Annotated in this window: 13 protein-coding genes; 5 read left to right on the forward strand and 8 right to left on the reverse strand. The window is 55.7% G+C overall.

The annotated features are described in order from the left end of the window. Positions 1–214: 214 nt before the first annotated feature. From carB to HVX72_RS17630, 4 genes are all read right to left on the reverse strand, one after another. The gene (carB, locus tag HVX72_RS17615; RefSeq protein WP_181822002.1) at positions 215–3,439 is read right to left on the reverse strand and encodes a carbamoyl-phosphate synthase large subunit; all 3,225 of its coding nucleotides are present in this window, start codon (positions 3,437–3,439) and stop codon (positions 215–217) included. An 18-nt stretch (positions 3,440–3,457) separates the two neighbouring features. Next, the gene (gene carA, locus HVX72_RS17620) at positions 3,458–4,606 is read right to left on the reverse strand and encodes a glutamine-hydrolyzing carbamoyl-phosphate synthase small subunit (RefSeq protein WP_060570759.1); all 1,149 of its coding nucleotides are present in this window, start codon (positions 4,604–4,606) and stop codon (positions 3,458–3,460) included. Positions 4,607–5,061: 455 nt separating this feature from the next. Further along, positions 5,062–5,883 (reverse strand): 4-hydroxy-tetrahydrodipicolinate reductase, encoded by an 822-nt coding sequence (gene dapB, locus HVX72_RS17625; RefSeq protein ID WP_181822003.1) that lies wholly within the window; start codon positions 5,881–5,883, stop codon positions 5,062–5,064. A gap of 133 nt (positions 5,884–6,016) precedes the next feature. Further along, positions 6,017–7,024, reverse strand: a complete 1,008-nt coding sequence (locus HVX72_RS17630; RefSeq protein WP_042290191.1) for a LacI family DNA-binding transcriptional regulator — start codon at positions 7,022–7,024, stop codon at positions 6,017–6,019. A 187-nt stretch (positions 7,025–7,211) separates the two neighbouring features. Here HVX72_RS17630 and HVX72_RS17635 point away from each other — a divergent pair, with 187 nt between their 5' ends. From HVX72_RS17635 to HVX72_RS17655, 5 genes are read left to right on the forward strand one after another with little or no spacing between them, the layout of a single operon-like run. Further along, positions 7,212–8,957, forward strand: a complete 1,746-nt coding sequence (locus tag HVX72_RS17635; protein ID WP_181822004.1) for a class I mannose-6-phosphate isomerase — start codon at positions 7,212–7,214, stop codon at positions 8,955–8,957. Between the two features lie 4 nt (positions 8,958–8,961). Beyond that, on the forward strand, positions 8,962–9,390 hold the full coding sequence (locus HVX72_RS17640) for a PTS sugar transporter subunit IIA (protein ID WP_042290195.1): 429 nt from the start codon (positions 8,962–8,964) through the stop codon (positions 9,388–9,390). 11 nt (positions 9,391–9,401) lie between these two features. After that, complete coding sequence (locus tag HVX72_RS17645) at positions 9,402–9,896, forward strand: PTS sugar transporter subunit IIB (protein ID WP_042290197.1); 495 nt, start codon at positions 9,402–9,404, stop codon at positions 9,894–9,896. Between the two features lie 10 nt (positions 9,897–9,906). Then, the gene (locus tag HVX72_RS17650) at positions 9,907–10,707 is read left to right on the forward strand and encodes a PTS sugar transporter subunit IIC (protein ID WP_042290199.1); all 801 of its coding nucleotides are present in this window, start codon (positions 9,907–9,909) and stop codon (positions 10,705–10,707) included. Next, positions 10,707–11,525 (forward strand): PTS system mannose/fructose/sorbose family transporter subunit IID, encoded by an 819-nt coding sequence (locus HVX72_RS17655; protein WP_042290202.1) that lies wholly within the window; start codon positions 10,707–10,709, stop codon positions 11,523–11,525. Before HVX72_RS17650 ends, HVX72_RS17655 begins: the two co-directional genes overlap by 1 nt. Positions 11,526–11,588: 63 nt before the next feature. Here the strand turns inward: HVX72_RS17655 and HVX72_RS17660 are convergent, their stop codons facing one another. The 4 genes from HVX72_RS17660 to fkpB form a co-directional block, all read right to left on the reverse strand. Continuing rightward, complete coding sequence (locus HVX72_RS17660; protein WP_181822005.1) at positions 11,589–12,371, reverse strand: glucose-6-phosphate isomerase family protein; 783 nt, start codon at positions 12,369–12,371, stop codon at positions 11,589–11,591. Further along, positions 12,364–12,927: a glucose-6-phosphate isomerase family protein gene (locus HVX72_RS17665; RefSeq protein ID WP_181822006.1), complete on the reverse strand. Its 564-nt coding sequence runs from the start codon at positions 12,925–12,927 to the stop codon at positions 12,364–12,366. The genes HVX72_RS17660 and HVX72_RS17665 overlap by 8 nt, the downstream gene beginning before the upstream one ends. A gap of 127 nt (positions 12,928–13,054) precedes the next feature. Then, a complete protein-coding gene (gene ispH / locus HVX72_RS17670) occupies positions 13,055–14,005 on the reverse strand; it encodes a 4-hydroxy-3-methylbut-2-enyl diphosphate reductase (protein WP_042290209.1) in 951 nt (316 codons plus the stop codon). A gap of 1 nt (position 14,006) precedes the next feature. Further along, positions 14,007–14,456 carry an FKBP-type peptidyl-prolyl cis-trans isomerase gene (gene fkpB / locus HVX72_RS17675; RefSeq protein WP_042290212.1) on the reverse strand — a complete coding sequence of 150 codons (450 nt, stop codon included), beginning with the start codon at positions 14,454–14,456 and terminating at the stop codon, positions 14,007–14,009. Positions 14,457–14,516 lie beyond the last annotated feature (60 nt).

Genomic DNA, 14,516 nt, shown 5'->3' on the forward strand with positions numbered 1-14,516 from the left:
GTGTCCTGTCCATCATATTCCCGACAAGACCCTATTAAAATTGTGGATATAAGGGATAGTATGCAACTTGCCGGGTCATGAGTGTGATCCAAATCTTGCTTGTTACATTCACATTTCTGCTATTGCAGTATATTTCGCCAGGAAACGACTGATTGCATAAAAAAACGGCTCCGTTTCCGGAACCGTTTTTAAGACCGTGGAACATCAGGGTCGGTTATTTTTTAATTTGCGCGTGCATTTCCTGTACGGAGATCACTTTCTCCGTGGCGTCAGCATTAAGCGCCATCGCGGTGGCGAAACCGCCGTTCAGGGTGGTGTCGTAATGCACCTTGTACTGCAACGCGCTGCGGCGAATGACGCGGGAATCTTCAATCGCGCGACGCCCGGCGGTGGTGTTAATGATGTAGGTGTACTCGCCATTCTTGATACGGTCCTGAATGTGAGGACGGCCTTCATGCACTTTGTTTACCAGACGCGGGTTAATACCGGCTTCACCCAGTACGATCGCCGTACCGTGAGTCGCATCCAGCTCAAAGCCCTGCTTCAGCAGCTTCGCGGCAAGGTCTACCACGCGTTCTTTATCGCCTTCGCGAACGGAGAGCAGCGCACGGCCTTGTTTTTTCATCGTGGAGTTACTGCCCAACTGCGCCTTGGCGAACGCTTCCGCAAAGGTGCGTCCCACCCCCATCACTTCCCCGGTAGAGCGCATTTCCGGCCCTAACAGCGGGTCAACGCCAGGGAATTTGTTGAACGGCAGCACCACCTCTTTCACCGAGTAGTAAGGCGGAATAATCTCTTCTGTCACCCCCTGCTCGGCCAGCGATTTGCCCACCATTACGCGCGCCGCCACTTTCGCCAGCGGTACGCCGGTGGCTTTGGAGACGAACGGTACGGTACGCGCGGCACGCGGGTTCACTTCAATCAGATAGACTTCGTTGTCCTTGACCGCAAACTGGACGTTCATCAGACCGCGAACTTGCAATTCGAAGGCCAGCTTCTGCACCTGCTGGCGCATCACGTCCTGAATTTCCTGGCTCAGGGTGTAGGCTGGCAGCGAACAGGCGGAATCGCCGGAGTGAACGCCTGCCTGCTCGATGTGCTCCATGATGCCGCCAATCAGCACCCTTTCACCATCGCAAATCGCATCCACATCCACTTCAACCGCATCGTCGAGGAAGCGGTCAAGCAGCACCGGCGCGTCGTTGGAGACGCTGACCGCGGTCTGGAAGTAACGACGCAGATCCGCTTCGTCATAGACGATTTCCATCGCCCGTCCGCCAAGTACGTAAGAAGGACGCACCACCAGCGGATAGCCGATCTCTTTCGCTTTTTCTACCGCTTGTTCAATGGCGGTGACAGTCGCGTTCGCCGGCTGTTTCAGCTTCAGACGGTCAACCGCATGCTGGAAGCGTTCACGGTCTTCCGCCCGGTCGATGGCGTCAGGGCTGGTGCCGATAACCGGTACGCCCGCGGCTTCCAGCGCGCGCGCCAGCTTCAGCGGAGTCTGGCCGCCGTACTGGACGATAACCCCTTTCGGTTTTTCGATACGCACGATTTCCAGCACGTCTTCCAGGGTAACCGGCTCAAAGTACAGGCGGTCGGAGGTGTCGTAGTCGGTGGAGACCGTTTCCGGGTTACAGTTGACCATGATGGTCTCGTAACCGTCTTCGCGCAGCGCCAGCGAGGCGTGTACGCAACAGTAGTCGAACTCAATGCCCTGGCCGATACGGTTTGGACCGCCGCCCAGCACCATAATCTTGTCGCGGTCGACGGACGGGTTCGCTTCACATTCGTCTTCATAGGTCGAGTACATGTAGGCGGTGTCGGTGGCGAATTCCGCCGCGCAGGTATCCACGCGCTTGTAGACCGGGTGCAGGTCGTACTGGTCGCGCAGCTTGCGGATTTCCGCTTCGCGTACGCCCGCCAGTTTCGCCAGCCGCGCATCAGCGAAGCCTTTGCGCTTAAGCTGGCGCAGGAAGTCGGCGGTCAGGCCATTGATGCCCAGCTCCGCGACTTTTTCTTCCAGACGGACCAGCTCTTCAATTTGCACCAGGAACCAGCGGTCGATGTTGGTCAGGTTGAAGACGCCGTCTACGGAAAGTCCCGCACGGAACGCGTCAGCGATATACCAAATACGATCCGCGCCAGCGTCTTTCAGCTCGCGGCGAATTTTGGTCAGCGCTTCCGGATCGTCGAGACTGACTTTCGGGTCGAAGCCGGTCGCGCCCACTTCCAGCCCGCGCAGCGCTTTCTGCATCGATTCCTGCTGGGTGCGGCCAATCGCCATCACTTCGCCCACCGACTTCATCTGGGTAGTCAGGCGGTCATTGCTGCCAGCAAATTTTTCAAAGTTAAAGCGTGGGATTTTAGTCACCACGTAGTCGATAGACGGCTCGAACGAGGCCGGGGTACGCCCACCGGTGATGTCGTTCATCAGTTCGTCAAGGGTGTAGCCCACCGCCAGTTTCGCCGCCACTTTCGCAATCGGGAAGCCGGTGGCTTTAGAGGCCAGCGCCGACGAACGCGACACGCGCGGGTTCATCTCAATGACAATCAGGCGACCATTCTTCGGGTTCACCGCGAACTGAACGTTAGAACCGCCGGTTTCAACGCCGATTTCACGCAGCACAGCCATCGAGGCGTTACGCATGATTTGGTATTCTTTGTCGGTCAGCGTCTGGGCAGGCGCAACGGTGATCGAGTCGCCGGTGTGGATACCCATCGCGTCGAAGTTTTCGATGGAGCAGACGATGATGCAGTTGTCGTTTTTATCACGCACCACTTCCATCTCATACTCTTTCCAGCCGATCAGCGATTCATCAATCAGCAGCTCGTTGGTAGGGGAAAGATCCAGACCGCGCGTACAGATTTCTTCAAACTCTTCGCGGTTGTAGGCGATACCGCCGCCGGTGCCGCCCATAGTAAAGGACGGACGGATGATGCACGGATAACCGACGTCGGCGGCCACCGCCAGCGCTTCTTCCAGGTTATGGGCGATACCGGAACGCGCGGTGTCGAGACCGATTTTTTTCATCGCGATGTCGAAACGGCGACGGTCTTCGGCTTTATCGATCGCGTCGGCGGTTGCGCCAATCATGGTCACGCCGAACTCTTCCAGCACGCCCTGACGCTCCAGCTCCAGCGCGCAGTTCAGCGCCGTCTGGCCGCCCATCGTCGGCAGCACCGCGTCCGGACGCTCTTTTTCGATGATTTTACGCACGACTTCCCAGTGAATCGGCTCGATGTAGGTCGCATCGGCCATTTCCGGGTCGGTCATGATGGTCGCCGGGTTAGAGTTGACCAGGATAACGCGGTAACCCTCTTCACGCAGGGCTTTACACGCCTGCGCGCCGGAGTAGTCAAACTCGCACGCCTGACCGATAACAATCGGACCCGCGCCCAGAATCAGGATACTTTTTATGTCTGTACGTTTTGGCATGGCTCTCTTAACTCCTGATTATTTCGCGGACTGACGGTACTGCTCAATTAACTCGATAAAGTGGTCGAACAACGGCGCGGCGTCGTGCGGACCTGGGCTGGCTTCCGGGTGCCCCTGGAAACTAAACGCTGGCTTATCGGTGCGATGAATACCTTGCAGGGTATGGTCGAAAAGGGACTTATGGGTCACGCGCAGGTTCGCCGGCAGCGTGGCTTCATCGACGGCAAAGCCGTGATTCTGCGCCGTAATCATTACGGTATTGTTGTCGATATCTTTTACCGGGTGGTTGCCGCCGTGGTGACCGAATTTCATCTTCACGGTCTTCGCGCCGCTCGCCAGCGCCAGGAGCTGATGACCGAGGCAGATACCGAATACCGGCACATCGGTTTCGAGGAATGTCTGGATTGCGTCGATAGCATAGTCACACGGCGCCGGGTCGCCAGGGCCATTTGAAAGGAAGATGCCGTCCGGGTTCATTTTCAGAACATCTTCCGCTGAGGTTTTCGCGGGCACCACCGTCAGGCGGCAGCCTCTGTCCACCAGCATGCGCAGGATATTGCGCTTGGCGCCAAAGTCATAGGCGACCACGTGGAACGGCAGTTCGTCTTGTTGTTTTGCTTCCGGCAGGTCATTTGCCAGCGTCCAGCTTCCCTGGGTCCAGCTATACGCTTCCGCCGTGGTCACTTCTTTCGCCAAATCCATCCCGTTCAGGCCCGGGAAGGCTTTCGCTTTTTCCAGCGCCAGCTGCGCATCCGGATTATCGCCCGCGATGATGCAGCCGTTTTGCGCGCCCTTTTCACGTAACAGACGCGTCAGCTTACGAGTATCGATATCAGCAATCGCCACGATGTTATGGCGTTTCAGGTAAGACGAGAGGTCTTCGGTGTTGCGGAAGTTGCTGGCGATCAGCGGCAGGTCACGAATGACGAGGCCTTGCGCATGAACCTGAGAAGATTCTTCATCAGCAGCATTGGTGCCGACATTGCCGATATGGGGATAAGTAAGAGTAACGATTTGGCGGGAATAGGAAGGATCAGTGAGGATTTCTTGATAACCGGTCATTGAAGTATTGAAAACGACTTCCCCAACCGCCGAACCTGTTGCCCCTATGGCCCGACCGTGAAACTGGGTTCCGTCTTCCAGAACCAATAGCGCTGACTTAATCAAAACACCCTCCAGAGAATATTCACTCACTTTATTTGCATACTAATTCATTTATACGCGATGAATCAATGCAAATTTGCTTACCTTGAATTTCTGGCAAACGGCGGCATTCTGGAGATAAGGCAGCTAAAAGTCAACTTAAAGGCAGTATTTTTTATATTCTTTTGCAACCTGGAGGTAAAAAGGACGGATTAACGGGCAAAAAGAGCAACTAACCTGGTTGAGAAAACGCTTGCGCAGCAAGAAGAATATAAAAAATGGCGGTAGCGCTGGAAAAAGTGGACCATCTGGTCAAAATTTACATTTCAGCCACAATATTTAATAATAAAAAGTAGAATTTCAGGCATTACAAGAAAACTTTAAAGGTAAGGCGTTAAAATAAAAGGGCAATAAAATATTGCCCTATGTAATCAACACATTAAGATTACAATAACCACATCACGAAGGGTAATAACACATCATAAACTGTGTAAATTCAGGACATCTCGCATATCAAAAAGGCCGCTTTGCTTTGTACTGACCCAAAGCGCCGATCTTACCGCGCCGTTGGCAAAGGTCATACGGCTGGAGGCCTTATGGGTAATCTCGATACGCTCGCCAATATCGGCAAACATCGCAGTGTGTTCACCAACAATGTCGCCCGCACGCACGGTAGCAAAGCCAATGGTACCCGGCACACGCTCGCCGGTGTAACCTTCACGGCTGTACACGGCGCACGCTTTCAGATCTTTATCCAGCGCATGCGCTATTGCCTCGCCCATCGCCAGCGCGGTGCCGGACGGCGCGTCAACCTTATGGCGATGGTGCGCTTCAATAATTTCGATATCGGTATAATCGCCCATGACTTTTGCCGCCTTCTCCAGCAGCTTCAGCATGACGTTTACCCCAACGCTGAAATTTGCCGCGAAGACAATGCCGATGTCAGCTGCCGCCTCACGAATCGCCTGTTTGCCTGCGTCATCGAAACCGGTGGTGCCAATGACCATGCCTTTGCCGTGTTGACGACAAAATGCCAGATGATTCAACGTGCCTTCCGGGCGCGTAAAGTCGATGAAAACATCAAAATCGTCGGTTACCGCCTCGAGGCTGCATTGTACAGTCACTCCCGTTTTGCCGACGCCCGCCAGCTCACCGGCATCGGCGCCCAGCAATGACGATCCTTCGCGCTCCAGCGCCGCACCAAGCGCAACGCCTTCCATTTCAAGGGCTGCCTGAATCAGCTGGCGACCCATACGGCCCCCCGCGCCCGCTATCGCGACGCGGACCTGTGCATCATGCATAGTTATTCTCTTACGTTAAAATGATGTAAATCGTTTTCAGATTAACCAGCCCGAGACAAAGCCGCCATCTGAAATCGCCGATAATTAGAATTTTATGATAAACAGGAGGGAGTATCAGTAAAAGGCATGATACTCAGCGAAAACCGCATGACTCTCTGATCACCAGCGCGGGCGGCAGAATGATTCGTTTCGGCGGTTCATCGTTCCCCTGGATGCGGCTGTACAACAGCTCACCCGCTTTGCGACCAATCTCTTTTGCCGCAACCGAAACGGTTGTCAACGCGGGCTGCACCAGCGCCGCTTCGGTGATATCGTCAAATCCCACCAGCGCAAAATCGTTCCCCGGTTCCCGTCCCATTTTACGCAGCGCCTGCATAACCCCTAGCGCAACGATATCCTGATAACAGACAGCGGCGGTGATCTGCGGATAGCGGGTAAGTAATGATTCCGCCACTCTGGCGCCGTCGATCTGACTGGCTTCGGCGGCGACGATCCAGTCTGGATTCGGTGAGATCCCCCACTCCATCAACGTACTGGTGAATCCCCCCATTCGCTGCGCCCGACTGCCAGAGCTTGGGCTACCGCCGATAAAAGCGATATTCTTATGCCCCAACCTGAGTAAATGCGTCGTCGCCATCTGAGTACCGAGGAAGTTATCGGTGCCCACAAAGTCAAAATCAGGATCGCTGAGCGGGCGGACCACCATTATGGCGGGGATATTGCGTCTTTTCAGCGCGGCAAAAAACGAGACTGGCGTTTCCCGCGCTGCGCAAAGCACCATGCCGCAGGCGTTGTTTCGCATCAGGGAATCCACAAATTTTTGCTGCCGCTCGCCGGATTCTTCACTGTTCGCCAGAAACAGCAGCAAGTCATGCCGTTCCATCTCATGGCTCAGCCCGGCGGTCATCTCGCCGTAGAACGGGTTGGTGATGTCATGCAGCAACAACCCTACCTGGTTGCTACTCCGGTTGCGTAGATTCGCGGCCGTTTGATTGTAAACATAGCCAGACTCGTCCAGCGCTTTCAGCACTCGCTCACGCGTGGCCTGCGATATACGCCCCCGGTTGCGCAGTACCATCGAAACGGTCGCCGTCGACACCCCTGCGCGCTTCGCGACCTGCGCTAACGTGACTGTTGTCATGATTTCTCCTTGTGAAACGCCAGTTAATCGAATAACCCCAATCTGGCGCCTCTGGCCTGTGATACTCATCACACGGACGCCGCATGATCCCGGTTTGTTTCCGATTATGGCGGGTTAATCGCGTTAACCACGCTTTGAATTTAAGGTTAATCGATTAATCTTAATCCAGCGATTACGGAGACTCAACATGCAGACTACCTATAATAAATTCCCTGAGGTTGTCGTTCAGGGTTATGACACCCAGGCCTGGCAAGGCTGGGATTCTATTGCTTCTGTGCTCAACACCAGGGTTTCAGGTTTGACAAAACGCGTGCTGGTCGTGGATTGCTATCCGGGCGTGCGCTCAGATGAGCTGGAACAACGGCTTCTGGCCACCTTAAATGCCGCGTTGGTGGTGAATATCGAATCTGCCCGCCTCGGTAAAGAGGCATTACACGATCTTCTGGCCCGCAACCTGACCGACGACCGGGTGTTCGGCGTTCTTTCCTGCCATCAGCTTGTTGAGTTTTTTGATCCTGACAAACTCAATCAGATTCGCCAGCGCATCGCCTCGGTAGCAGAGGGCCTGGTCGTCGTATATGGTCCCGGCGCAGCGCTGGCGCATCCCGGCGATATCCTCGTCTATGCCGATCTCCCTCGCTGGGAAATCCAGCAGCGTATGCGCCATCACGGGCTGAGCAACTGGGGGGCGGAAAATCCGGACGAGGATATTCTCCGTCGCTACAAACGCGCTTTTTTCATTGAATGGCGTGTCTTTGACAGACACAAAACGCCACTGCTCAAGCGCGCCGACTTTTTGCTTGATTCCACCGTTGAAAACGCGCCTGCCATGGTCAGCGGCGATGCGCTACGCGCTGGCCTGCAGCAGACCACCACCCAGCCGTTTCGCGTTGTTCCTTTCTTTGACCCCGGCGTCTGGGGCGGTCAGTGGATGAAGCAGCAGTTTGATCTCGATCCTGCGGCACCCAATTACGCGTGGTGTTTTGATTGCGTGCCCGAGGAAAACAGCCTGTTACTGCGTTTTGGCGCCGTACGGATCGAGATCCCCTCTCAGGATTTAGTTTTGCTTTACCCTCGTCCCCTTCTCGGTGAGAAGGTCCATGCCCGCTTCGGCGCGGAATTTCCGATTCGTTTTGATTTTCTCGACACCATCGACGGGCAGAATCTCAGCTTTCAGGTTCACCCGCTGACGGAATATATCCAGCAGCAGTTCGGGATGCACTATACCCAGGATGAAAGTTATTACATTCTCGCCGCACAGCCCGGCGCGGTGGTGTATCTGGGCACCCAAACGGGCATTGAGCCGCAGGCGATGCTGGATGACCTGCGCGCCGCGGAACGTGGAGAAAGAACGTTCGACGATGCGCGTTTCGTAAATCAGATCCCAGCCCGCCAGCACGATCACTTTCTCATCCCGGCAGGCACCGTTCACTGTTCCGGCGCGGGCACCATGGTGCTGGAAATCAGTGCGACGCCGTATATCTTCACCTTCAAACTGTGGGACTGGGGACGCTTAGGTTTAGACGGTTTGCCCCGGCCTGTGCATCTTGAACACGGCGAGCGCGTTATTGACTGGCAGCGGGATACGCAGTGGGTCTACGACAATCTGGTTAACCGCATTGAACCCATTGCGCAAGGGGAAGGCTGGAGAGAAGAACGCACCGGCATGCATGAGCGAGAGTTTATCGAAACGCGTCGCCACTGGTTTACCGCGCCGGTAATCCATCACACCCAGGGTGGCGTTAACGTTCTGAATCTGGTGGAAGGGGCAGAGGCGATTGTCGACAGCCCCAGCGGTGCGTTCGCCCCATTTACCGTTCGCTACGCTGAGACATTTATCATTCCGGCGGCCGTAGGCGAATACCGGATTACGCCGTCTGGCAACAGTGTCGACCGGCCATTCGCCACCATCAAAGCCTGGGTAAGAGGATAACCGTATGATCAACATTCTTGTCGCCACCCACGGACCGCTGGCAGAAGCGCTCCTCGCCAGTGGCCGTATGGTTTACGGCGAATTACCGCACGTCCACACCGTTACGCTGAGCGACCAGGCCGGGATTGAAGGATTTAAAGAGAGCTTTGCGAAAGCCCTGGCCGATGCCGGGCAAAACGCGGATGGCGTGCTGGTACTGTGCGATATGCAAAGCGGCACGCCCTGGAATGTCGCCTGCCAGCATGCATTCTCTGCCCGGACCTTACCGCCTGTCGCCGTTGTCGCAGGCGTTAATTTTCCCATGCTGCTGCAAAGCGAAGAGATCTGCCACTTAACGGACGTGCATGCCGCCGCAGCCGAGCTGCTGGCGTTAACCGTACCGACGTTGATTAAAGCCGCCCCGGTTTTAACCGTTCAGTCAGATGATTTTTAAAGGAAACCACCATGAGTATTTCTTTTGTACGTATTGATGACCGCGTTATCCATGGGCAGCTCGTGACACGTTGGGCCAGAGAGCTGCCCTGTGACGGCATTGTCGCGATCGACGACGCCGTTGCGGCCGATCCTCTGCTCTCATCAGTCATGAAAGGCGCGGTTCAGGACACTAAAGTCTGGTTATTTGATACGGCGACCGCGATTGAGAAGTTGCCAAAGGTTATCGCCAGTGAGAAGCGTTATTTCGTGATTGGCAAATCGCCCGTCACGTTAAAGCGCCTCGAAGAGGCAGGCATCAGCCTGCAGAACAGCAATGGCAAAATCAACGTCGGCCCGATGAGCGCCCGCGCCGGCACCACCACCATCGGCCCTAACCAGTCGGTCAATCCAGACGAAATCGCCGCGTTTGACTGGCTGACGCAGCGCGGACATCAGGTGGAGTTCCGCCTGGTGCCGGATGCTGGTTTCTACAGCTGGCAGGACGCACGCCAGAAGCTGAAATAAGGAGGGGACGATGATTTTCGAAGCGACGTTAATCGGTATTCTGTGCTATCTCGGCGCCCTCAGTAGCCCCTGGCTTCTTGGGCTGACGGGCGGCTGGTATCTGATCACCCGACCGCTGATTTCCGGTATGCTGGTGGGGATCATCCTCGGCGATATGAAAACCGGCATCATCATTGGCGTTGCGGTTCAGGCCGTGTACATCGCCATGGTGACGCCCGGCGGCTCCATGCCCGCCGATCTTAACTTTGTGGCTTACCCGGCGATTGCCCTTGGGATCCTGTCCGGAAAAGGCCCTGAAGTGGCGGTCGCGCTGGCGGCAACGATCGGTATCGCCGGAACCATCCTGTTTAATGCGATGATGGTGCTTAACTCTTTCTGGAACCATCGGGCCGACGTGGCGCTGGAGCGCGGCGACGAGCGCGGCATCTACCTTAACAGCGCCATTTGGCCACAGGTGACAAATTTTATTTTACGTTTCGTTCCGACCTTTATTGCCGTTTACTTCGGCGCACAGTATATCAGCGGCTTTATGGACAGCTTACCAGGCGTCGTGCTGTCAACGATGAACGTACTGGGCGGCATTCTGCCCGCCGTGGGGATCGCCATCCTCCTCAAGCAGATCATTAAAAACTACACCATGTTGATCTATTTCCTCGTGGGTTTTGTCTGCATCGTTTTCTTAAAACTGAACATGGTCGCGCTGGTGATCGTCGGTTCGCTGCTGGCGTTGATTCACTATAACTACAAGCCGGAAGCGCCGCAGGCGGCTAATGCGGCGTCCGCCGCGACAGATGATGAGGATGAATTCTGATGGAAGAACGTTCCCTGACCCGCAAAGATCTCCGGCGCTGCTGGCGAGCATGGATGATGCATAACCTCTCCTCAATGAGCTTTGAACGTCTGGAGTCGTTTGGCTTTTGTCTGAGCATGCTGCCGGTCGCGAAAAAGCTCTATCCGGATGCCGCGCAGCGTACCGAAATGCTGCGACGCCACGCCTCGTTCTACAACACCGAACCGCAGATTGGCGCTATCGTAAACGGCATGGCGCTGGGGCTGGAAGAGAAAAAAGCCAACGGCGAACCCATTGACGGCGAGACCATTAACACCCTAAAAGTCGGCCTGATGGGCCCAATTGCCGGTATTGGCGATTCCATGATCCCAGGGATGTTGATCCCCATTCTGTTGAGTATCGGCATGGCGCTCGCCGCAGGGGGAAATATACTGGGGCCGCTTTTTTATACCGTCGCCTGGCTGGCGATCATCATTCCCGGCTCCTGGTTCCTGTTTTTGAAAGGTTACAAAATGGGTTCTGGTTCGGTTGAGATGCTGGTGAGCAGTAAATCTACCCGCCTGCGCGAAGCGTTGTCGTTACTGGGCGTGTTTGTCATGGGCGGCGTTGCGGCAAGCTACGTGAAGTTAGGCACCGGGCTGGAATTTATCACGCAGGATGGCGTAAATATTCATGTTCAACAGATGCTGGATGGCATCTTCCCTCAGCTCCTGCCGCTGGTCGTGGTGCTTGGCACCTGGTATTTGATGGCGAAGCGCGGCGTCTCGCCGGTAAAAGCGATGATACTGCTTCTGGTGCTGGCGGCGCTGGGAGTCGCAACGGGCCTGTTTGCGGGTTAAATCCGCGTGATGGCATAAAGAGCGTCAACGCAAAACGAATGGCCGGGGCGATGCCCCGGTTTTTTATGGATGAAACTGCGTCCAAAGCTCGGCGACTTTATCCGGACGGGAAATAAACTGGAAGCGCGCCGGTTCGTCAATAAACTGCTGATAGATTGGCGCGGAGCTAAGCCCAAACTCCGTATAGTGCCGGGGCGTCACGACCTGTAACCGGCCAGCGATGTAGTGCGGATTATGCTGCCAGACGACGTTTTTTCCCTGTAGCAGCGGGTACCATGCCAACCCTTTATGTGCCCTGACTGCCTCATATTCAAAGCCATATTCACGGTCACACCAGGCGCCAAAAGTGAGTGGCGAATCAGGATCGGCGGAGATCGTGGCATGACCCCAGCCTGGCGGCACCAGTACTTTCTCGCCCGGTCCGGCGAGCACCGCGAAGCAGCGGCCTGGATCGTCATCGACATACTCTTGCATATAAACGATCGCTTTTCCCTGCCAGATCTCATAGAGCTCCGGCGGCGACCAGCCGCTGTGCTGGCTGATCCGATGAACATGCCCCTGACTTCGAATCGGCTCCTCACCCAATCGTCCTGCCGCGTAGGTCACCACGCCAAACAGCAGCATCCGTTTTTTCAGCTCGTCACGATCCTGCATCCGCGCGACATCCATTGCGATAGCGTAAACATCCTCCGGCCCGCAACAGTGCGGGTCGCGCAGAGAGGCTCGAATATGTTCGAGCCGACGAATTTCCGGCATGGGTCCGGTTACTTCCTCGCCATAGCTAAACCCCAGCGGGTGATGATGCACCGCCATATCCAGCCCAAAACGTGATGAAGGTTCAGCCATTCTGCACCGTCCTCGCCAGCGGTTGCTGATTCTCTTCAAACACCCGGACATTGAAGCCTTTTGCCAGCGCCTGATAATCATGCCCCGCCAGCGTCGGCCATACGGCCAGCGCTGAGAGTACCTCGTCTCCGGTGTTGATCAACCGGTGAGCGGTATAACCTGCGATGATATGGACCGAGCCGGTAAAGACCTTTTCCAGACGTACTTCGCCCTGTTCATTTTGCAGCAGCAACAACCCGACGCCGTGTAGCCCAAAATAGACCTCACCTTGTTCGCGATGGGCATGAAAATGACCGCGGGTCATAAAATATTCGTGACCGACACGACCGGGATAAAGGTGGGTTATCCCGGTATAAAGCTCGCCTTCGGCGGGAGACGTGTTCAGCATCTCAACCTCATACACAATGTGTTCCCCGGCCAGTGACTGGCGGGCACGCTCATCGCTGAATATCCCAGTGAGATCCTGAATGCACGTTGACTTACGCAATAGCGGACCACCGGATAAATCGCCGGTAGTCCATTCCAGCCGCGGCGGCTGGCTAAAAGAAAGGTTCATATGTGTCTCCGGCCCGAGGAGAACAACATCGTCAGAGTAGCAGATTAATCGATTAACTTGCCAGTATGCGGCGAAAAAATGCCGGGTAACAAACCCGGCATTATCACGTCTGTCAGCACGAGAGAGGTTATTTGATTTCCTGCGCGTCGATGCGCAACTCTTTCGGCACCTCGAAGACAATATTCTCTTCGCGGCCTTCAAGCGGGACTGCCTCCCCGCCGCCAAGCTCCTGCAGGCGGGCGATGACGTTTTGCACCAGTATATCCGGCGCCGATGCGCCAGCAGTGACACCCACGCATTCCGCGTCTTTCACCCAGGCTTCCTGGATGTCGGCGGCATCGTCGATCAAAAACGCCATTTTTCCCATCCGCTGCGCCAGTTCAGCCAGTCGGTTGGAGTTAGAGGAGTTTTTCGACCCGACCACCAGCACCACATCCGCCTGCTCCGCCAGGGCGCGCACCGCTTCCTGACGGTTGGTGGTGGCGTAACAAATGTCGTCCTTGCGAGGACCGACGATTTTCGGGAAACGCTGGCGCAGCGCGTCTATCACGTCCGAGGTATCGTCGACGGACAGCGTGGTCTGAGTCATGAAGGAGAGTTTGCCTTCGTTTTTAACGTCAAGCGTCCAGACATCATCCGGCGACTCGACCAGGTACATGCCCCCTTCCGGGTTGCTGTACTGCCCCATCGTCCCTTCCACTTCCGGGTGCCCCGCGTGACCAATCAGGATCGACTCTTCACCGCGGCGGCTGGCGCGCGCCACTTCCATATGAACCTTAGTAACCAGCGGACAGGTGGCGTCAAAAACGGTCAGATCGCGGCTTTTGGCTTCGTTGCGTACCGCCTGAGAAACCCCGTGGGCAGAAAAAATCAGAATCGCGCCGTCCGGCACTTCGCTGATCTGTTCAATAAAGATCGCCCCACGTTCACGCAGGCTGTCGACCACGTAGCGGTTATGCACCACTTCGTGACGAACATAAATGGGCGCGCCGTAGATTGCCAGCGCGTTTTCAACAATGCTGATAGCGCGGTCTACACCTGCGCAAAAACCGCGCGGGTTGGCCAACAGGATCTGCATTTTACGCCTCCAGTGCCGGTTCGACTTCCAGCACTTCAATATCAAAATGAACGGTATGCCCGGCCAGCGGATGGTTGAAATCCACGGTGATCGAGTCGCCGTTGATCTCGCGGATCACGCCAGGCATTTCACTGCCGTCCATTGCGGTAAAGAGCATGATGGCCCCAATCTCAGGTTCGCCCGCGTCCATAAATTCACGACGAGAGAAATACTGGATCAGGTCAGGAGTCGGTACGCCAAACGCGGCATCCGGCTCCAGAGAAAAGGTGGTTTTATCGCCCGCCTTCAGGCCAAGAAGATGCTGCTCCAGTCCTTCAGACAGAGAGCCGTCACCCAGGCGAAAAAGCGCTGGCTTTCCGTTGTTACGGGTTGACTCAGCGGTGGAGCCATCGTCGAGCTTTAAAGTGAAGTGCACCAGCACCGCACTGTTACTCTGTACTGATTTAGACATGCAGGTTGCTCACTTATTGTCTTTCGCCAGGCCCGGTATGCGAAGCGTCACCGGGCCTGC

The sequence above is a fragment of the Citrobacter sp. RHB21-C05 genome, from assembly GCF_013889015.1.
GTDB classification, from domain to species: Bacteria; Pseudomonadota; Gammaproteobacteria; order Enterobacterales; family Enterobacteriaceae; genus Citrobacter_A; species Citrobacter_A sedlakii.

Coding starts and splice junctions, on each gene's coding strand:
- carB (WP_181822002.1), bottom strand. CDS start 3,439: ATGCCAAAACGTACAGACATAAAAAGTATCCTGATTCTGGGCGCGGGT.
- dapB (WP_181822003.1), bottom strand. CDS start 5,883: ATGCATGATGCACAGGTCCGCGTCGCGATAGCGGGCGCGGGGGGCCGT.
- HVX72_RS17630 (WP_042290191.1), bottom strand. CDS start 7,024: ATGACAACAGTCACGTTAGCGCAGGTCGCGAAGCGCGCAGGGGTGTCG.
- HVX72_RS17635 (WP_181822004.1), top strand. CDS start 7,212: ATGCAGACTACCTATAATAAATTCCCTGAGGTTGTCGTTCAGGGTTAT.
- HVX72_RS17640 (WP_042290195.1), top strand. CDS start 8,962: ATGATCAACATTCTTGTCGCCACCCACGGACCGCTGGCAGAAGCGCTC.
- HVX72_RS17645 (WP_042290197.1), top strand. CDS start 9,402: ATGAGTATTTCTTTTGTACGTATTGATGACCGCGTTATCCATGGGCAG.
- HVX72_RS17650 (WP_042290199.1), top strand. CDS start 9,907: ATGATTTTCGAAGCGACGTTAATCGGTATTCTGTGCTATCTCGGCGCC.
- HVX72_RS17655 (WP_042290202.1), top strand. CDS start 10,707: ATGGAAGAACGTTCCCTGACCCGCAAAGATCTCCGGCGCTGCTGGCGA.
- HVX72_RS17660 (WP_181822005.1), bottom strand. CDS start 12,371: ATGGCTGAACCTTCATCACGTTTTGGGCTGGATATGGCGGTGCATCAT.
- HVX72_RS17665 (WP_181822006.1), bottom strand. CDS start 12,927: ATGAACCTTTCTTTTAGCCAGCCGCCGCGGCTGGAATGGACTACCGGC.
- ispH (WP_042290209.1), bottom strand. CDS start 14,005: ATGCAGATCCTGTTGGCCAACCCGCGCGGTTTTTGCGCAGGTGTAGAC.
- fkpB (WP_042290212.1), bottom strand. CDS start 14,456: ATGTCTAAATCAGTACAGAGTAACAGTGCGGTGCTGGTGCACTTCACT.